The organism is Planomicrobium sp. YIM 101495 (assembly GCF_009707665.1).
Classification (GTDB): domain Bacteria; phylum Bacillota; class Bacilli; order Bacillales_A; family Planococcaceae; genus Planococcus.
Genome location: NZ_WLZW01000001.1, coordinates 1,820,163 through 1,838,682 on the forward strand (window position 1 = coordinate 1,820,163; position 18,520 = coordinate 1,838,682).

The window sequence follows — 18,520 nt, forward strand, 5'->3', positions numbered from 1 at the left end:
AGATAGACCACCCTATCAGCCTTCCATCCTGTCCTTGACTTTGTGCGGAATCATGACCACTTCCGTCTGTAAGTCCACTGGCCGGAACGACTTCTCGATACATTGCTCCCAGTATTCCATGTGTTTGCGGTCGATCCAGTGGCCGGATTCCTCGACTTCGACTCCTCCTTCTCCTTGAACCGAATACCAATACAAATATTCCTTGCCGTCCAGCTGTTCCCTGAAAATTGTCTCGACGTACATCTTCTCGCCTTCCAGTGTCACCAACACATCTTCCATGTGCTCATTCAGAAAATGCATCCATTCATCCACGACAGATGATTTTCCTTCCTTCACCTGGAATCTCGTCAGTTCTACATTCACCTTGCTCACCCTTTCACCCAATAAGATGACCCGTCATCATTCCGGTCCATGAAGCCGTACTCGATCAAGTGCCTGCGGAGGGAAACATAGTCCTCATGCACACCCTTCAGAACGGCATTCACTTCCTTCTCGCTGTAAGTCTGCCCTCGTTTGAAACGCGTGATAATCTGCTGCAGAATGATGAGCTTTTTCTTCTCCTTGCTCGGAATGGAGCTGATCGAACCGTCCACCCCATCCTTGAAATAGGTTTTCAGCACTTTCTCCCGCTCCGCCCCTTCGATGCTATACCGTTCGTCCACTTGCCTTGCCCCCTTGTGTACGGTGTACTTGTCCCTTTCCTTCAGCGCCTCCATGAGCGCCAGGAACAGCTTCGCCTGCCGCTCTTTTTCGCGCAGCTTGAAGCGATGCTGCCGGACGGTCGAGACGCTGTTGACGCTGCTTCTCTCCACGATCTCTGCATCCCCGGTCTCGTCAAAGAAATGCTGAAGCATCTCAACTTGGACGCTCGACAAGCCCGTCATCTTTTTATCCAGCGCGATGATCGCATGAAACGGCGACCGGTGCTGTTCTGCGATATGCTGTTTTACCATGCCTTCCGCTGTGAAAAAATGTTGTTCCATTTGAAAAACTTCATCCTGATCGAACAATTCCCCGCAAAACAAACAGTGAAAATGTCCATTCAACGTATGATACCCTTTGACCAACTCATCAACAGACACATCCTGAAAATCCACCAGATCCTCTCCCACATCCATATTTTATAAACAATTATATATTACGTTTATAAATAAGTAAATATCAATCGTTATATCTATTTTAGAGAAAGTAAGAATAGAAAGATTTCTTGTGGTAAAATGAGATCACTCACTAATTATTCTGGAAAGTAAAATAGATTGGAGCAATTACATGTTTACAAAAACCGAGATTTTCAATGATATTGTCCAGATCATGCGGACAGACTACTCCGGAGCTTTTGAAAAAAAGAACGTTAACAAACCTGAAAACTACCGGATCACCGATGGCATGACAGACCGAGCGTTTATCGAGACGGTTCAGTCCTATTTGCTTGATTTCGCAGACGGTCACTTATCATTCGATGCAAAAGATGCCGTCATCCCGAACAGAGGATTCAGAGTAAGACGGTTTGAAGACGCACTGTACGTAACGGAAGCGACCGAAGAAACACGTTTACGACGGGGTGACGTCATTGTGGAAGTCGATGGCATGACAATCGAAGCGGCAGGACAGCTATGGGCGAAGATTTTGGAAGACACTGTACACGAACGCCAATTTTGGAACGTCGCACTGCGGTCTGCGACAGAACTGGTCGTACAGCGGGAAGAAGAAAGCTTCCGTTTGCCTCTTGCCACTTATGAGCACGCATCTTATGAACCGAGTTACACCGCTGAAAAATTGAATGATGAGACGCTTTACATGAAACTGACTGATTTCGCGCAGGAAAAGCCGATTCTCGATCTTCTTGAGCAGCAAAAAGACGCACTCGATCACGTCGACAATTTAATCGTCGATGTGCGCGTAAACAATGGTGGGAACGACATGTTCTATTTCCCCTTGCTTGATTACATTTTCGACCAACCCACCTCCTTCAAAAGCCTCTTCAAAGAAGACGAAGTCATGTACACCAATTACACCGAGCGGAATTGCCGGCTTTGGATAAACGAACTGAACGAATACTTGGAGCAGGAACTTGACGAAGAAACAAAGAAATGGGCGCATGGCGAAATGGCTTTGTTTGAGAAGAGTGCCGGGAAAGGAATGGTCGCTGTAACAGAGGAAGAAGATTATCCGATTCATGGTCGACTTACACCACAAAACGTCTACGTGCTAACGGATGTGGCCTGTGGAAGTTCAGGAGACACATTCGTCAACAACGTCAAAAAATCGCCGAAAGTTACGGTCGTCGGGCGTGCCACGATGGGGATCGTGGATTTCTGCAATGTCGTCACACAGGATTACGGTGCGTATGAATTCGTTTACAGCGTTTCCAAAATGCATGAGAAATACTATACGAACGCAACAGGCGTCACACCGCACGTTCATATCCCTTGGACACCCGAGCATTTGGAGCGGGATGTGGATCTGGAATATGTGCTTAACTTAACAAAAGAACATAAGGAAGAGCGGGGGAACGCACATGTCGCAAGGGCTTCTACACCACATTGAACTGTATGTATCCGACTTGAAACGTTCGGCCGATTTCTGGGGGTGGCTGCTTGAGGAGTTGGGTTACGCGCCTTTTCAAAAATGGGAGCAAGGGCAAAGCTGGAAACTCGGGGACACCTATCTTGTGTTCGTCCAAACGGAAGAGCGCTATCTGGACGTTCCTTACCACAGATCCCGGACAGGGCTGAACCACCTGGCGTTTCATGCGCGTTCCCGCACGCATGTAGACGACATGACGAAGAAACTGGAGGAGCGGAACGTCCGCATCCTTTACACTGATAAGCATCCTTATGCCGGTGGGGAAGATTATTATGCTGTGTTCTTCGAAGACCCTGATAGAATGAAAGTCGAACTGGTTGCACCGCCAATTTAACTTTTCCTAAAAAGAATGCCCGGCCTGCTCAAATGAAGCAGGCCGGGCATCCGTCTATCCTTCATTCACTTTTTACCGATTTCCGCTCAAGCATCTGCAAATGCAGCTTCGCTTCTTCTTGTTCGAACGAGCTGAACCAGCGATAGTTCGCGTCGTCGATGATCCGGAAATGCTGACTGATCATATTTTGCTGAAGCTTGAATTCCCCCCGCTTCTCGACCTCTTTCCACCAGACTTTCCCGCCCAACGTTTTCATCGTAGGCTGTTCGATCGTATCGAACGTGACGAGCCGTACCACTTCGAGCGGCTCATCCCCTAGTCCATTCTGCAGAATCTCACTTTGTTCGAACAAGGCGACACAAGTGACGATCACGTTCCAACTCGCCAAGGTACGTTCTTTCTCAATCTGGACCAATGTCTTTTTGGAAAGACCCAGAATTTTTGACATTTCCTCCTGAGAAAGTTCTCCTTCCAACCTGATCAGCCGCATCCTCTTTGAAACGATTTCGATTACTTCCTCCTGAATCATGTTCCCACCTCGGTTTCATTCAAATTATATAGTGTAATATTACACCATATATCCTTTGCTAGCTATTGTCTTTTTTGAAATTTTCTAAGCGGAAGTACAGGTCTACATATTTATAGACACAAAAAACAGTTTCCAAAAGCTTTGACTCTGCCTTTGAAAACTGTGGTAAACAAATTATTAAAATTTCCTTTATTCGAGTCTATCTCTCCATCTGTGCAGCCGGTTTTTCCGTCAAATAATCACTGGCAACTTCTACGTTTACAAGCCCGCTTTCCCGCAGGAACTGAATCAAGAGGTGAAGATGCCCCGCTCCATAAAGGACGAAGATCCGGTCAGAAGAGGAGGCGGCCAGTGCAATGATATTTTTGTAGATGAGCAGATTCCGGTAGTACCAATACTGCGCTGTCCACATTGTGCCCGCTGGATTTTCCTCATCTCCAACCAGCGCCATTTTCATGTAAAATTCCTGGTTCTTCCTGATGTTGTCCGGATGATTGAGCCATAGCAGAAACTCCGTCAAGGTATGGCTTTTCAAGTATGCTTCGGATTGCTCTGCCATGGTTTGTCCTTCTTTCAGTATTTGGCGGAGTTGATTTGAACCGTTTTCCGATGCCCAAACACTGATATCAGGAATCCCTTCGACATCGCCATTCCAATCAACCGCCTCCACTTCCGAAAGGCCCGTCTCCTTCGCTAAGCGGAAGCCGATCTGATGATGCTCGGATGCCGTCAGCTCGAATTCGCCGTTCGCGTAAGCATCGTATTCTTCGTTCAATTCTTTTGTGTATTCTGCCAAAACTTCCAAAGCGACTTTTGTCGGTTTGAAATCTTGAAGAACGTGGATGAGATTTTGAATTTCCTGTTGGCGTGTCTCACCTAATACGTTGTCCGTCTCCACTTTAAATAAATCCCCGTTTTCCGGATTTGCCAAATGGCTTGATCCCAGAATCAGAACTGTCGGTTTTCCGTTCATTGTCCACTCCTTTCTAATATAGGCGAAGCCAGCTGATCAATTGCATCAGCTTCTTGAGTTTGCAGTAAAGACGTTTATCATGAACAGCAGGCCAAGCCCAGCGGAAGAACGATGAGATTGACTTTAAAAAACGGACGCCAATTGAGCAATGCATTCAGTAAATTCAAGAAGGACATGAAACAGCTTTGATGATCAAGAAATTCGGCTCTGCCATAAGTCTCTCGTAACGTTCAGGAGCCAGCTCCTTGAAGCGCTGCGTCGGCTTCGGCTCGATCACTTCCTTGATGGAAAAGTGCTCGAGTGTTTTGGCGAAGATTTCGTTGAGCGGCCTTCTGTAAAAAGGGACTTCGTGGATTTTTCCGCTCTTTTTCCATTTGTCGATAACCAATTCCGTCGAGAAGTAATGGGCTTCTTCCAATAACTTAATGTCGGTGAATGGATGATGCACTGAAAACAACAAGACTCCACCGGGATTCAGGATCCGATTGAACTCTTCGAATGTTTTGGTCCAATCCTTGATGTAATGCAACGTTAGCGAACTGAGCACAAGATCGAAAGATGCATCTTTGAATGGCAGCTCCCCTTCCAAATCCACGCACAGCACTTCCGCTCCTCCTCCGGTGCGCCGGATAGCCGAACTGACCATTTCCGGACTGACATCGATTGCTGTAACCGCAGCTCCTCTTTTCATCAATTCGAGAGCGTACCAGCCGGCTGCGCAACCTGCGTCAAGAATGCGCAGGCCATCCATTCGTTCAGGCAATTCCGCCAGCATGGCAGGCCTTTCGTATTCGCTGTTGTATAAGTTTTCGTGGTCCACTGAATGCTCATAATCTGCAGAGAGATTATTGAATGTCTCGATGATTTTTTCTTTCATCTTTCACTCACCCATTTTTCGTTTAAAAGCTCTTGGAAACCGGCCAGAATCCGCTCCATCTCCCCGAATGGAAACAGTTTGTTTTCCACTTTCCTCTTTAAATCTTCCAGCGCTCCGACAGCCGAACATTTCAGCTCAGCAGGATAGCAGTAGCGGATACTGTTTGTCTCGAACTCCTCCCCATCGACTACTTGCCACTGCGCTCCGCGTGCTTTCACAAAGTCGAGGTCAAGATCGACGAAGCTGAGGACATCATTAGTTATTCTGGAAGGTATGGCGATATTACAATAATATGAAACAATTTCCCCCTGCTCGATTTCCATTGCGGCTGTAAACCATTCGTTCAGCGAGAAATATTCCAGCGACACGTCGTTGAGCGTGAACGTTTTATTTTTACTGAAATGCTTTAATTGCCTTCCCGGCAAACAAAGAACCAGGACATACTCTTCTGTTTGTTCGATGACTTCCCCCTGCCACTCGTAATGCGGGATATCGGGGAATTTTAATGCTTTGATTGTGATTAAATTTCCCATTTTTCGCCTGCTCTCTTTTTGTGAATTTTTGCGGTAAGCGAAGTGAAAATGTTCCTCATTGAAATGGCATTGGGGATGAATATACAAGACGCCATACATGACTGGATCCAATTGCTTCTCCTTGGCCTCACCTTTTGAAATTCATGTCATTTTTTATCATACCACGGAGGAGCTGCTATCTTTCTTTCTAAACTGAATTTTCCGAACGAAAAAATTAAGAAAACCTTCATTTGTTCCCGCACCATTTCTTCACGTATTTCCTGTATTGTTAACGGTAGATGGAACAGGAGGAAGACGAGATGAAAAAATGGGCATTATTATGCGTGCTCGTGGCAAGCGCAGGACTTTTCTATGCGCTGGATGAACCATTCTCCAGCACCAACACCGAAACGCCGTCAGAAGAGGTACAAGAGCTCCAGGAAGCGCCGGAAGAACCCGCTCCCGAACCGGAACGGAAAATCGAGCTGACGGAAGTGGATATCCGACAAGGCAATCTGTTGCTCGTCAATCAGGACTACCCCGTGCTGCCCGAAAGCATCCGGACCGATGTCATAGATGTATTGCCGCAGAGCGAATGGACGGACGGCTACGCATTGTTGAGCGAAGACATCCAGCTATCCGAGGATCTGGTGAAACGCTTTTCTGAAATGGTCGCGGTCGCGAAGCAGGACGGGATCGATAATTTCCTTCTGACGAGCGGTTTCCGTAGTTTCGAAGAACAGGAAGTCCTGTTTGCAGAAATGGGTGCGGATTATGCTCTCCCACCCGGCTACAGCGAGCATAATCTTGGACTATCACTTGACGTCAGCTCGACCGAGATGCTGATGGAAGTCGCACCGGAAGGCAGGTGGGTCGCTGATCATGCGTGGGAATTCGGCTTTGTCGTACGCTATCCGGCAGACAAAACGGAAATCACCGGCATCCAGTACGAGCCTTGGCATCTGCGCTATGTCGGCCTGCCACACAGCGCCATTATGAAAGAAAAAAATTTTGTGCTGGAAGAGTACCTCGCCTATTTGAAGGAGGAACAGGAAATCAGTGCACAAGTGGATGGAGAAATTTATACCGTCACCTACCACCCGGTCAACGGTTCAACGACCGTCACACTACCGCCTGAAGGAACATTTGAATTGTCGGGTACTAACGTCGACGGTGTCATCCTGACGCTTTCAGAGTCGGATGAGTAAAAAAAGGAACGAAGCAGACAACTAACTGCTTCGTTCCTTTTCCTATTATGTAATTCAAGAAGCCAAAATGACCCCCGCAAACTCTCCCATCAGCACGTCTTTTTTATGCTGGTTCCGGCACCTGAACGACGCGCGAATGGAGATTCGGCCATTTTCCTGATTGTCGTATTGCTCGATTTCCACTTCACAAATGATCGTGTCTTCCGTGAAGACCGGCCGCAGAAATTCGAAGTTCATCGTACGCGCCAGGACGTTGTTGTCGCCTCCCACTTTGGTTGGCAGCGTCGCAGTCAACAGCCCTTGCACCACTAGCCGCCCCTGCTCATCAGGAGTCAGATGATGCACCCCTTCGTCACGTGAAACTTTCGTGAACAATTCTACATCCTCTTTCGTGAACGTCCGTTCAAATGAAATAATCTCGCCAACTTGTAAAGACATCGCTGATTCTCCTTATTTGTTTATTGGGCGCTGCTTTCTTGCTTTTGCACTCCACTTCTCCCTCTTATACCATTCTTTATTACTTTGCTAATCATTTCGACTTTCAAATTATATACTTCAAAAATTCATCAAAACTAAGTATATCAAATTCTCAGAACACTTTAAGTTTGTTTCAGCTTTTTAGCGGTACTCCATATTTATAGAGGGAGGAACAAAAATTGATCATGGACGACTTCCAACTAAAAACCATAGACACCGGCACAGTGAAAATCCGTCTGCGCTATGGTGGCGAAGGCCCGCCACTGCTTCTTTTGCACGGTCACCCGCAGACGCATATGATGTGGCACCTCGTCGCTCCGCTGCTCGCGAAGGACTTCACAGTGGTCATGCCTGACTTGAGAGGATACGGGGACAGTTCCAAACCACAGACGGACCCTGATCATTTTCCTTACTCAAAACGTGCAATGGCGGAAGACCAAATAGCTGTCATGAAAGAGCTTGGCTTCACTCGATTCGCAGTTGCCGGGCACGACAGAGGTGGCCGGTGTGCCTACCGCCTCGCCCTTGATTTCCTTGAAGCCATCACAAAACTTGCGGTTCTCGACATCATTCCGACCGGGGAAGCGTTCAGGCGCACGAACAAAGAATTCGCGACGGATTTCTGGCATTGGTTCTTTTTGGCGCAGCCTTATGATTTTCCTGAAAAGCTGATCGGTGCAAATCCGGATCAGTTTTATTTCCGGGAGACAGAAGCTTGTTTCATCCGGAAGCGTTGGCGGACTATTTGCGCTGCATCCGTCTGCCCGGCACCATCCATGCGATGTGCGAGGACTACCGGGCAGGTGTCTCGATCGATTTCGAGCTGGATGAGAAGGATCGTGGTGTGAAAAAATCGCTTGTCCGGTTCTTGCTTTGTGGAGCAATCAAGGCGAAGTACGAAGTTATACGATGTGCTGGCCGTTTGGCGGGATTGGGCTGATGAAGTGGAAGGCCGCGGGATAGAATGTGGACATTATTTAGCGGAAGAAGCGCCTGCGGAAACTTATGAAGAGCTGCAGCGGTTTTTCAAAGTTTAACGACAAAAAACAGTTCCCGGAAGCAGCCGAATCCACTGCCGGGAACTGATCTTTTTAAATTTTTGGCTCATCCCCACCACATCGCTGTCACGAAAAGGGCAAAATAAGAAGACAGTACCGCTCCGATCGAATAGATTACGACAATGACTGCCAGCACTGGCGTGAGTTTTCCGCGCCGCTTGAACAAGCAAAAGAGGAAGTAAGCACCCAGCAAGTAAAAAAGAAAGCCCGCAATCGACAAGCCCGTCAAGTAATAGAGCGCATCGATCGCAACGAACTGTTCATTCAAATAATACGCGATTCCCTGTCCGTTCCAACACAACCAAGTCGCTGCTGCAAAACTCACAAGCAAACCAATAATCAATTTCCTCACACACATTGCCCCCACTCTGATTCCAGTAACATCTATTTCTTTTAGTGTAATATTACACTATAAGAGGTTTTTCAGCAATTCTTTTATTTAAAAAAGCAGTTCTTGAAGGTTGGAGACTCCACCTTCAAGAACTGCTGATTGTGCACGTCCTATTCTATTTTGTCTTGCTCCATATCTCTATTGCTGGCAGCTGACATTTCTCGAGCGTCAAATCTTCACCGAACCATTCGATGAACACATTCCGGATTCCTGCCGCCAGCTCATCAGCAGAGGTTGTACGATCCAAAAGCTTTACGATATCCCTTATTTCCGGATCATACTCATCCGGCGGGCAATCCATCGCCAATAAATCGATGGGATCCCATTTGTCCACGACCTTTTTCACTAAAAGATATTCTCTCAATTGTCTCCTCGCTTTCGAAATCCGATGCTTCCTATTTTCACTGTCAAGAAACTATCTCATTTCTCGCCGTGAAATACAAGACCACTGCCAAAATTAAAGCACTTACAGGAAAGACGATTAACACCCTTTCAGCGGCATCGTCCTGCATCGCTTCGGCAGAAAGCACCATCATGAGATGGACGATCACGAATAAAACAGAAAATAATACAGCACCCGCAAAAATGGCATACTTACTGGAGCGATCACTCCGCCCGAAGAGCGTGATCAACACAAAAGGCATGGCACATAGCAAAGCCAGCATGCCATATTTCCAATCTGCTAACCCGCCTTGCAGCATATACGCACCAAAAAATAAATTAAATAAAATGGCAGTTCCATAAATAAGGATAAATGCTCCAATTACGCTTCCCGCCAGCATAGCGGCTTTTGATTTCAACATTTCTTCCACCCTTCCCTTTCTTCGAACTCAATTGATTAGCGCCGAACGAGACAAAGAACAAACAAGCTTGCCCCCAGTGAAATCAGGATATTCTTCAGTAATGCTCTTTGTTTTGCTCGCTTCACGAGTTTATTGAACCGGTCATTGTTCATCGGTACTCCTGCTTCTCTTTGCATTTCCTTCCTCCCTTCCCTATCAAAACGTTCAAGGCTTGAAAAAGTGAACAAAAAAGGAGCTGAATATTCAGCTCCAATCAATTATCAGTAACGGTCGGTCGTCGCCCCAAGCACAGCAGCCCGGATGTTCGGCAGCTCATTGAATTGCTGCAATTGTTCAGGCGTTCCAGTCACTACCGCTCCGATGATTTTCAGATTTTGTACTTCCGGCTCCAATTGCCCATTATCCGTGATGGCATCATACAAACGATTGGCTTCCTGCTGAAAGTCTCCCTTTTCTTCCCTCAGAGATTCGATCTGCCGGATGAAAAATTCCACCCGCTGTTCGCGTTCTTCTCCATGAAGAAAGCCATAGACATTGTTTCCAATGATCGGCTGATCTTCCGCACCGTTTTGGCTCAGTGGAGTCGCATCATCCACCCAGTACCAGGACAATTGATCACCAAACATTTCCTGTACTTCCGCAATCGTGTAAGCTGTGTCAAAAGAATAGGCCAGCTCTACCAATTTGTTTTCATCGATTTCATCCAGCAATGACTTGTCATCCGGGATAAATTCGTAATTTCCGTCCGGGTGATAAAATTCAATCACCCGCTCTCCCAGAAAATAAAGCGGGATTCTCTCGTCCTCGATTTCCCCTTTCCCTGAAATTGAGTGAGAATGAATGGCCCGGGAAGGACCGAAAATGGTAAAAACCTTCTCATGATTTCCCCATGGTACCGGCGTATCCGCTAAATATTTATTGATTTCAGTAGTGACTGTAGCCGAGAACGGTGTGTAATTAAATAACGATCCTCCGTATTCAACGTTTGCCCCGATAATGGATTGCCAGGCATAATCATAATTGCTTTCCTGCTCCATTTTTTTATACATCAGGAAAGTCCCCAACCAAAAAAGGCCAATAAATAGAATTACACTGACAATCACGGAAATCAGTCCATTCCTGATCAGCGATTTTCTTTTCGCTTTCTTCACCAGCTTAGAAAAGTCGGCGTCTTTTGAAAACAACTCATTTTTTTTACTCATGCCCCTGCCTCCTGTACTCTTGAACAAATTCCTTGCGCGCACGGTACAAGGTCGTCTTCACCGAATCTTCCTTCATCTCATGCAGCTCCGCAATTTCTCTTATAGACAGATCCAAACTGTATTTCAAAAGCAGAAATTGCTGGTGTTTCGGCTTCAGCTTTTTTAAAACAGCATCCACCCCTTGTTTTACTTCATTCTGCAGTATCGCTTCCTCTGGCGTATGCTCTTCGAATAATTGCCGGAAGTCGAATTTCAAGGAAATCGCCTGCCTCCTCGAACGCTTCCGGTACAAATCATAATAGCCATTGACCGCCACTCGGAAAAGCCAGTTTTCCACATTCTTATGACTGATCGAATCGATGTAGAGGATGAATTTATACGCCGTATCCTGCACGATATCTTCTGCATCTTCTCTGGATGCGCCCATCTTCAGCAAATAAGATTTCACGATCTTCAAGTATTCATATAGCTTTTGGTCCATCAACGAATCGCCCATTCACCGGCCTCCCCCCTTATCAACGTTTCTGCCAAGGAAAAGTGAACAAGAAGATGTGATTATTTTTTTGAAAAATTCCAGGATCCAATGATTTCATTTTATTCTTCCGCCGAGCCGTTTTATAAAAACCTTTTATGATTCATTTAAAAGCTATCTTCATATTACCAATAGCAAAGCTTTCCAGCCGATGTTTCACGTGAAACAAAAAACAGGCACCGAATGAACGGCACCTGAGAGAGGGAAATCAAATCATTCTGTATTTTTCCGACCATTAATAATTATTATTTGGATCAATCATACGCTTGCTGCAAATAACCGAAGATAAAAAGTGAAATTGAGCACCCGCTGAAGCATCGGCTTTAGCGGGTTTCCCAATTACTGTTGCATGGAGTCCCCTGAAATTAATTGCATCGTTTCAAAGAACAAGGACGGCTCCCAATTGTCGAAGCTTAACTCCTCGCTCCGTTTTGCCAGATCGCCATAGGCCAACTGTGTGCGAAGGTCATCAGTCAACGAAAGTTTGACAAATGGACCAGCTGGTGTCAGCCAGTTCAGTTGATCCAGACGATTCTGCAGCGAATGGGCAATCCATTCATCTTCCGCTTCTTCCGTTTCGAATAGCGGCTCCTGCGCCGTCATCATCCACGTCTCGCTCTGATGCTTCGGAGGCAGCCAGTAAGCTTTCGCTAACACGCCTTCTTCCAATGTGTATTCCGGAATTTCGTGGCGGAGCTCCTTCACCCAGTCCCCGTTGCCTAGCTGCAAGTCACGCGAAACGTAGACATTGCCCTGCAGGATTTCCCGGTCTGCTTTCGTAAAGACGCCGTAAGGGTTTCTTGTCGGATCCGAGCCGTATACTTCTTCGTCCAGCCTTTTCGCAGGTTCCGGATTCCACGTCTTGAAGTCGGCTCCGTCCAAGTTTTTGACATTCAACGATAATGCATACGGAATCCATCCGGTATTTGTCACTTCTTCGAAAAGAAGCGTTACGTCGTTTTCAAGCGTCCGTTCGACCAATGTGTATGTGCCGATCTCCATGCCGAGCACCGACAAGTCATAAACCGTCGTTTGGTCACGGCCTTCTTCCATCGCCGATTGTTCGCTAAAGCTGATGAACAACGGCTTCTCGACCGCCAAAGTCATTTCTTCATCGGTGTAGACTTCAACTTCGTCTTTCAAAAACATATTGAGTGTAAAAATGATTAGGACCATGAAAAATACGACCAGTGTTAAAATAACAGACTTTCTAAACACGTTTGCCACCTCTATTTTTTCTGAGCTTCCGTAAAGAAACAGGACTGGATGGTCTTGACCATCGTTGGATCCCGAATTTCCATGTGCTCTTCTCTTTCCAAAATCCATTGCACCACGGCCTCAATTATACCTCTTTCCGCCCAAGATAAGAGCTTTAAAGTATGAACTCTTAAGCAATATTATGGACTAAAAAGAAATAAAAAATGGATGAAAGAAAAAACCAGGAGAACGCTCTCCTGGTTTTCCTTAAACAAACATATCCAAAATCAAGACACCCACAAGACCGACGATTGAAATGATCGTGACCATGACCGACCACGTCTTCAACGTTTGGCCGATTGTCAGGTTGAAATACTCCTTGTAGATCCAGAAGCCGGCATCGTTGACGTGTGAGAAGGTGATACTTCCCGCACCTGCTGCAAGCACCATCAGCTCTGGACTGACGCCTGTCACACCGATCAGCGGCGCTGCAATGCCCGCTGCAGTCATTCCTGCGATTGTCGCGGAACCTACTGCGACACGCAAGATCGCTGCGATAATCCATGTCAGGATAAGCGGTGACAACGTCGAGCCCGACATGATGTCCGAGATGTACTGGTCAATATGACTATCGATCAGGACTTGCTTGAACGCGCCCCCTGCAGCGATGATGAGCAGGATCATCGCGATGCCTGTCACGGCTTCGCCGAGTGACTTCATGATTTCGTCCATCTTTCTGCCGCGGTTCAGGCCGAATGTGAAGAAGGCCAACAGAACCGATAGCAGTAAAGCGACGTTCGGGTTCCCGATGAAGTCGAAGAACGGCATGACCGCAGAATCCGGTGCTGCGATTTCCACGATCACCTGCGAAGCGATCAGGATGACCGGCATCAATGACGTTAAGATACTCGTCATGAAACCAGGCATTTCCGCTTCCGTGAATTCTTTCGGATTGAACAAGCCTTTCGGAATTTTAACTTCCAGCGACTCTTTCTTGAACAGCTTCGTGAACAACGGACCACCGATGATGATGGCCGGGATCGCAATGATGATTCCGTAGATGAGTGTCTGGCCGATATTCGCTTCGAAGACGCTTGCGACCGCTGTCGGTCCCGGATGCGGCGGCACAAAGCCGTGCATCGTGATCAATGCGGCAATAACTGGCATTCCAACATACAGAATCGGTACGCCTGCTGCTGCTGCAATCGTGAAGACCAGCGGAATCAAAACAACAACGCCAGTTTCGAAGAACAAAGCGATACCTGTAACAGATGCCGTGACGACGGCTGCCAGCTGCACGCGGTTTTTCCCGAATGTGCTGATGAGCGTCGTTGCGATTCGTTGGGCACCGCCGGAATCGGTCATCAACTTACCAAGGATGGCACCGAAGATGATGATCATTGTCAGACTGCCGAGCGTACTGCCCAGGCCGCTCTGAACCGATGCCATGGCATCGATCGGCGACATGCCTTCCATGATTCCGACAATCAAAGCGACAATAATCAATGAAATGAAGGCATTCAACTTGAAGACCATCATCAAAATAAGCAATAGGGCGACCCCTATACAAACGGAAACGATCGGCATATCTTTTTACTCCTTTTGGAAAGCCATGCTTGATGGCAAGATTCGAGTAGCACGTGAAGACCATGCGACACGTGCTATAAATTTCATTTTCCGGCGAACAGCCGGACGAATTTGGCCATGACCGGTTCCATCGCACGCTGCATGTCTTCCATGACCGTCGATAGATGCATCATATCCTTATTTTCGAAATACGTCTGCAAATGTGACACGGCCGCCATCGAGACTTCCGTGTTCACGTTGATTTTCGTGATGCCTGACTGGATTGCCTCGCGTACTTTCTCTTCCGGTGTTCCGGAGCCGCCGTGCAGGACGAGCGGGATGTCCACTACTTGCTGAATGCGGCCGAGAAGTTCGATGTCGATCTTCGGTTCCCCTTGGTACATGCCGTGCACTGTGCCGATCGCTGCTGCCAGGAAATCGACGCCGGTCTGTTCGACGAATGCTTTCGCCGATTCCGGATCCGTTAACGTGCCGGTTCCTTCTTCTTCATCAGAAAAAGCACCTTTCGCAAGCGAACCGATTTCCGCTTCGACCGAGACGCCAGCCATATGAGCGATTTCGGTGATTTCCTTCGTCAAGCGGATGTTTTCCTCAAGCGGATGCGTCGAGCCGTCGAACATGACGGAAGAAAAGCCACAACGGATCGCGCGGATGATGGATTCCTTTTCGTAGGCGTGGTCAAGGTGCAGTGAGACCGGCACGCTTGCCTTTTCTGCCATTGCGCGGACCATTGCCGCAAATCCTTCGACATCGACGGTCGGGAAATAACGTTCCCCGAGCGCGATGATGACCGGTGTGTCTTCCTGTTCCGCCACGCGGATAGCCGCTTGTACGGTCTCCAGGCTATAGACGTTGAATGCGGCAACGCCATATTTCCCTTTTTGGGCATTGATCAACATGTCTTTCGTATTCACTAACATCTGATGTGCTCCTTTATTCGTAATAGTGGATGGGTCATCCTTCTAACAATTCAGCTGTTTCTTTCAAGGTCGTGACGGCACCGACATTCCCTGGAAAAATGACATAAGACAGCCCCGGGAATTTACTTTCTTCCCCTGTGTACCATACCGGAATTCCCGGTTTGATCTGGCCTGCGACTGTCGCTTTTTTCACTTCCAACCCTTTGGTTCCGATATCGCTCGAAGTGATGCCACCTTTTGCGATGATGTAACGCGGACGAGTCTGCAAGTTTTGGACGATGCTTGTAACAGCATCGGAAATCTTCACTGACAGCATCAATTCTTCTTCTTTTTTGCCTTCGCCGAGATCCATGCGTTCGCGTCGCGTGTATACAGCGACGGTTTTGCCTGATTGGATGGAGCGTTCTGCCGTCTCTTGCACGCGCGCTGTTTCCTGCTCGAACTTCTCAGGCTCCAGCACAAGATGAACGTCAAATTCGATGAACTCGATAAAGTCACATTTCTTCAGCTCTTCCAGCTGCTCCGTCGTCTTCTTAACGTGGGAACCGACGATGATCAATCCACCGTTTTCCGCCGGACCTGAGACCATCTCGTCTTTTGTCAACAAACCGCGGTCCGGGATGCCTCCAATCACTTTCGTCAGTGCTGCTGCACTTCGAAACATGAACTGCTTGCCTGCCTTCATTGCACGGACGAGGGCAACGGCAAAGATTTCGATGTCGACATAATCGACTGCGTTGACGATGACTTTATTGAAGTCACGGACGTCCATCAGCTGCTTCGTGATGGATTCGAAATCGAGTGCGCGCAAGCTTGCAAGTGTGATGTACGTCGCGTTATCCGCCAAGAAGCGACCTTCTGATTTCTCTTCTGCCCATTTGCCAAGGTGTGAGTTGCTGTAGCCGAATGTCCGGTCTTTTGCGAACTCTGTCTCCCCTGCTGGCACTAAGCCTTCTCCATACTGGACATAGTGGATGTCATCGATCGTGAAGCGTCCGCCTTCTTTGAAGAATGGCACGATCACTTCCCCGTCGAATGCGACAGAAGAACCTGCTTCGACCGTTTGTTTCAACGTTTCCGTCTCGAGCGGATAGTGCCCACGCAACGTCGAATCTCCGCGGCTAATCAAGAGGAACTCTTTGTCTTGCTGCTTGGAGACTGTTAGCGCATTATCCGCGATTTCCTGATGCGCACGTGCTGTTTCCGCCGCTGTGAAGCCGCGTGAATTCGTCAAGATGAAGAACATTGCCTGTTCTTCTGCGAATCCTTGCGAAATGCTTTCCACAGACCAGTCTGTATAAACCGAGACGCCGTGCACGGTCTGCACGCCTGTCGGGTCGTCATCAAGGACAATGATTTTCTTATTCAACGAAGCGAGTTCGGTTTTCAATAGTTCTTGGACAGCACTTCGGTCTACTCCCGGAATTGTAGCGAATACTTCGTCGACCGGACGTGTCTCTTCTTGGTTCACCTTGCTCATTTTTCGACTCTCCCCACTTCAACATTCGCAAGCTTCTCGAAATATTGAACAATCCCGCCGTGGTCGTCAGCCGACTTGCCGTCTACTTTCAGTGCATGGAAAATCTCCAGCAATTGGCTTGAAAGCGGCATAGGTACACCAATTTCGTGCGCCGTGTCGATGACGTTCGTGATGTCTTTCATGTTGATATCGATTCTGCCGCCTGCCACGAAGTTGCGGTCAAGGATGAGTGGTGCTTTTGCGTCGAGCACGGCACTTCCTGCAAGGCCGCCGCGGATCGCCTGATACATTTTCTCTACATCGATTCCTGCTTTTGTCGCCAAGACCAATGCCTCGGACATTGCAGCGATGTTCAAGTTGACGATGACTTGGTTTGCAAGCTTCGCTGTCGTTCCGCTGCCGTTTCCTCCGACAAGCGTCACTTCCGTACCCATCGCGTAAAGGACATCTTTCACCTCTTCGAATACTTCCTCTTTGCCGCCGACCATGATTGCAAGCGTCGCGTCGATCGCTTTCGGCTCGCCACCGCTGACCGGTGCATCAAGCATTTCGACGCCTTTCTCAGCTGCAAGTGCCGCAACTTCCTTCGATACGACCGGTGTGATCGAGCTCATGTCGATGATGACCGTGCCCGGTTTAGCTGTTTGCAAGACGCCGTTATCTCCCAGCACGACTTGTTTGACGTGTTTGTTGGCAGGAAGCATCGTGATGATGACCTCGCTGCGCTCTGCCACTTGCGCCGGTGACGCTGCACGCGTTGCTCCTGCTGCTACAAGCTCGGCTACCGCCGTTTCGTTCAAATCATTGACTGTAACAGAATACCCTTTTGCAACTAAATTCGATGCCATCGGTTTGCCCATGATGCCCAAGCCGATAAATCCGATTTTCTTCATGATTGTCTCGCCTCCATAGCTAGTTAGTCCATATACAAATGAATCATTACGTGTGAATTGAATATAAAGAAAACCCTTACATTCGACATTGTATACTTTTACTAAAAAATTGTACACGATTTGATATCTTTTTGTATACATTTTAGCATTTTATGTGCACATTGCAGTGATTTCTTTGAATTTGTCTTCCAATTATTGTGTGTCTTTCTTTTCCTTGGTTTTTTTGATAAGTTTAAAGCAACAGTTTTCTACAAATAGAGGTGATCGGGATGAGACAGGAAATAAAAAGCCGTACAGCCTCCCAGCAGGCGTACGAAGCAGTACGTGACCGCATTTTGAGCGGAGTAATTCCGAGTGGGACGAAAATCGTCGAGGAACGTCTCGCAGAAGAGCTCGGCTACAGCCGGACTCCAATCCGCGAAGCTCTACGTCAGTTGGAGTACGAGGGATTGATCGTCCGCAAGAAAGTCGTGCAGCCGAGCGAGAAGGATTTGCGGAACTTGTTCCAGGTGCGAATTTTGCTGGAAGGCTTCTCGAGTCAGTCCGCAGCGATTTATTTGCCGGAACGAGAGCTGGAAGAGCTGGCTGCGTGTATCCGCACCGGACGTGAAGCCAATTCAGATGAAGTGATGGTCGCGAATGCGCGGTTCCACGAAATCATCGTCCAGGCGAGCGGCAACGCACAGATCATCGATATCATCGACCGGATGCAGTCGATCATCCATCTGTTCCGCAAAACCGTCGTGCTGCACAAGCGGCCGAACTTGATCGATGAACATGAAAAGATTTACGAGGCGATCAAGGATCGTGATGGAGAATCGGCAAAGCGCCTGATGGAAGAGCACCTGCAGGCAGATCTGGATTTTTGTCTGCATATCATCAGCAGCACGAATTTCGGATGAGTGAGCGAACGATAAAAACCTCATCGCGGCCGCTGCAGAGAACTAAACTGCAGTAAGGC

At 47.8% G+C, this 18,520-nt stretch carries 24 protein-coding genes; 6 read left to right on the forward strand and 18 right to left on the reverse strand.

Annotated features, from left to right (window positions below):
* Nucleotides 1-15: 15 nt before the first annotated feature.
* Entirely contained in the window at nt 16-363 is a 348-nt protein-coding gene (locus GIW82_RS08820) for a DUF6176 family protein (RefSeq protein ID WP_370456146.1), read from the reverse strand.
* 5 nt (nt 364-368) lie between these two features.
* Nucleotides 369-1,097, reverse strand: a complete 729-nt coding sequence (locus GIW82_RS08825) for a DUF2087 domain-containing protein (RefSeq protein ID WP_370456147.1) — start codon at nt 1,095-1,097, stop codon at nt 369-371.
* A gap of 172 nt (nt 1,098-1,269) precedes the next feature.
* Here GIW82_RS08825 and GIW82_RS08830 point away from each other — a divergent pair, with 172 nt between their 5' ends.
* Nucleotides 1,270-2,547 carry a S41 family peptidase gene (locus GIW82_RS08830; RefSeq protein ID WP_154749464.1) on the forward strand — a complete coding sequence of 426 codons (1,278 nt, stop codon included), beginning with the start codon at nt 1,270-1,272 and terminating at the stop codon, nt 2,545-2,547.
* Complete coding sequence (locus GIW82_RS08835) at nt 2,519-2,920, forward strand: VOC family protein (protein WP_154749465.1); 402 nt, start codon at nt 2,519-2,521, stop codon at nt 2,918-2,920. Before GIW82_RS08830 ends, GIW82_RS08835 begins: the two co-directional genes overlap by 29 nt.
* A gap of 61 nt (nt 2,921-2,981) precedes the next feature.
* On the opposite strand, the gene GIW82_RS08840 is transcribed toward GIW82_RS08835, so the two are convergent.
* From GIW82_RS08840 to GIW82_RS08855, 4 genes are all read right to left on the reverse strand, one after another.
* Complete coding sequence (locus tag GIW82_RS08840) at nt 2,982-3,368, reverse strand: transcriptional regulator (RefSeq protein WP_483313248.1); 387 nt, start codon at nt 3,366-3,368, stop codon at nt 2,982-2,984.
* Nucleotides 3,369-3,648: 280 nt separating this feature from the next.
* Nucleotides 3,649-4,422: a DUF5694 domain-containing protein gene (locus GIW82_RS08845; protein ID WP_154749467.1), complete on the reverse strand. Its 774-nt coding sequence runs from the start codon at nt 4,420-4,422 to the stop codon at nt 3,649-3,651.
* A 163-nt stretch (nt 4,423-4,585) separates the two neighbouring features.
* A complete protein-coding gene (locus tag GIW82_RS08850) occupies nt 4,586-5,299 on the reverse strand; it encodes a class I SAM-dependent methyltransferase (protein WP_154749468.1) in 714 nt (237 codons plus the stop codon).
* Nucleotides 5,296-5,832 (reverse strand): DUF402 domain-containing protein, encoded by a 537-nt coding sequence (locus GIW82_RS08855; RefSeq protein ID WP_154749469.1) that lies wholly within the window; start codon nt 5,830-5,832, stop codon nt 5,296-5,298. The genes GIW82_RS08850 and GIW82_RS08855 overlap by 4 nt, the downstream gene beginning before the upstream one ends.
* Before the next feature lie 299 nt (nt 5,833-6,131).
* On the opposite strand from GIW82_RS08855, the gene GIW82_RS08860 reads away from it, so the two are divergent.
* Complete coding sequence (locus GIW82_RS08860; RefSeq protein ID WP_154749470.1) at nt 6,132-7,019, forward strand: M15 family metallopeptidase; 888 nt, start codon at nt 6,132-6,134, stop codon at nt 7,017-7,019.
* 54 nt (nt 7,020-7,073) lie between these two features.
* Here GIW82_RS08860 and GIW82_RS08865 read toward each other — a convergent pair whose 3' ends face one another.
* Nucleotides 7,074-7,457, reverse strand: coding sequence for a hotdog family protein (locus GIW82_RS08865; RefSeq protein WP_154749471.1), 384 nt, complete (start codon nt 7,455-7,457; stop codon nt 7,074-7,076).
* Nucleotides 7,458-7,681: 224 nt separating this feature from the next.
* Between GIW82_RS08865 and GIW82_RS08870 the strand changes: the two genes are divergently transcribed.
* Nucleotides 7,682-8,344 (forward strand): alpha/beta fold hydrolase, encoded by a 663-nt coding sequence (locus GIW82_RS08870; RefSeq protein ID WP_230309347.1) that lies wholly within the window; start codon nt 7,682-7,684, stop codon nt 8,342-8,344.
* Nucleotides 8,345-8,371: 27 nt separating this feature from the next.
* A complete protein-coding gene (locus tag GIW82_RS14885) occupies nt 8,372-8,533 on the forward strand; it encodes a hypothetical protein (protein ID WP_230309284.1) in 162 nt (53 codons plus the stop codon).
* Nucleotides 8,534-8,600: 67 nt separating this feature from the next.
* Here the strand turns inward: GIW82_RS14885 and GIW82_RS08875 are convergent, their stop codons facing one another.
* From GIW82_RS08875 to garR, 11 genes are all read right to left on the reverse strand, one after another.
* A complete protein-coding gene (locus GIW82_RS08875; protein ID WP_154749472.1) occupies nt 8,601-8,906 on the reverse strand; it encodes a hypothetical protein in 306 nt (101 codons plus the stop codon).
* Between the two features lie 154 nt (nt 8,907-9,060).
* Nucleotides 9,061-9,291, reverse strand: coding sequence for a DUF1871 family protein (locus GIW82_RS08880; RefSeq protein ID WP_154749473.1), 231 nt, complete (start codon nt 9,289-9,291; stop codon nt 9,061-9,063).
* A gap of 61 nt (nt 9,292-9,352) precedes the next feature.
* On the reverse strand, nt 9,353-9,757 hold the full coding sequence (locus tag GIW82_RS08885) for a hypothetical protein (protein ID WP_195913992.1): 405 nt from the start codon (nt 9,755-9,757) through the stop codon (nt 9,353-9,355).
* A gap of 26 nt (nt 9,758-9,783) precedes the next feature.
* Nucleotides 9,784-9,924: a hypothetical protein gene (locus tag GIW82_RS08890; RefSeq protein ID WP_154749475.1), complete on the reverse strand. Its 141-nt coding sequence runs from the start codon at nt 9,922-9,924 to the stop codon at nt 9,784-9,786.
* 84 nt (nt 9,925-10,008) lie between these two features.
* Nucleotides 10,009-10,950 (reverse strand): anti sigma factor C-terminal domain-containing protein, encoded by a 942-nt coding sequence (locus tag GIW82_RS08895; protein ID WP_154749476.1) that lies wholly within the window; start codon nt 10,948-10,950, stop codon nt 10,009-10,011.
* Nucleotides 10,943-11,446, reverse strand: a complete 504-nt coding sequence (locus GIW82_RS08900; protein ID WP_154749477.1) for an RNA polymerase sigma factor — start codon at nt 11,444-11,446, stop codon at nt 10,943-10,945. Before GIW82_RS08900 ends, GIW82_RS08895 begins: the two co-directional genes overlap by 8 nt.
* 375 nt (nt 11,447-11,821) lie before the next feature.
* Entirely contained in the window at nt 11,822-12,709 is an 888-nt protein-coding gene (locus GIW82_RS08905) for a hypothetical protein (protein WP_370456148.1), read from the reverse strand.
* A gap of 237 nt (nt 12,710-12,946) precedes the next feature.
* Nucleotides 12,947-14,266, reverse strand: coding sequence for a gluconate:H+ symporter (locus GIW82_RS08910; protein ID WP_154749478.1), 1,320 nt, complete (start codon nt 14,264-14,266; stop codon nt 12,947-12,949).
* A gap of 83 nt (nt 14,267-14,349) precedes the next feature.
* Nucleotides 14,350-15,186, reverse strand: coding sequence for a class II fructose-bisphosphate aldolase (locus GIW82_RS08915; RefSeq protein ID WP_154749479.1), 837 nt, complete (start codon nt 15,184-15,186; stop codon nt 14,350-14,352).
* 34 nt (nt 15,187-15,220) lie between these two features.
* Nucleotides 15,221-16,666: a four-carbon acid sugar kinase family protein gene (locus GIW82_RS08920; RefSeq protein ID WP_154749480.1), complete on the reverse strand. Its 1,446-nt coding sequence runs from the start codon at nt 16,664-16,666 to the stop codon at nt 15,221-15,223.
* Nucleotides 16,663-17,700 carry a 2-hydroxy-3-oxopropionate reductase gene (gene garR, locus GIW82_RS08925; RefSeq protein ID WP_154749481.1) on the reverse strand — a complete coding sequence of 346 codons (1,038 nt, stop codon included), beginning with the start codon at nt 17,698-17,700 and terminating at the stop codon, nt 16,663-16,665. Before garR ends, GIW82_RS08920 begins: the two co-directional genes overlap by 4 nt.
* A gap of 128 nt (nt 17,701-17,828) precedes the next feature.
* On the opposite strand from garR, the gene GIW82_RS08930 reads away from it, so the two are divergent.
* Nucleotides 17,829-18,461 carry a GntR family transcriptional regulator gene (locus GIW82_RS08930; protein ID WP_154749482.1) on the forward strand — a complete coding sequence of 211 codons (633 nt, stop codon included), beginning with the start codon at nt 17,829-17,831 and terminating at the stop codon, nt 18,459-18,461.
* Nucleotides 18,462-18,520: the final 59 nt, after the last annotated feature.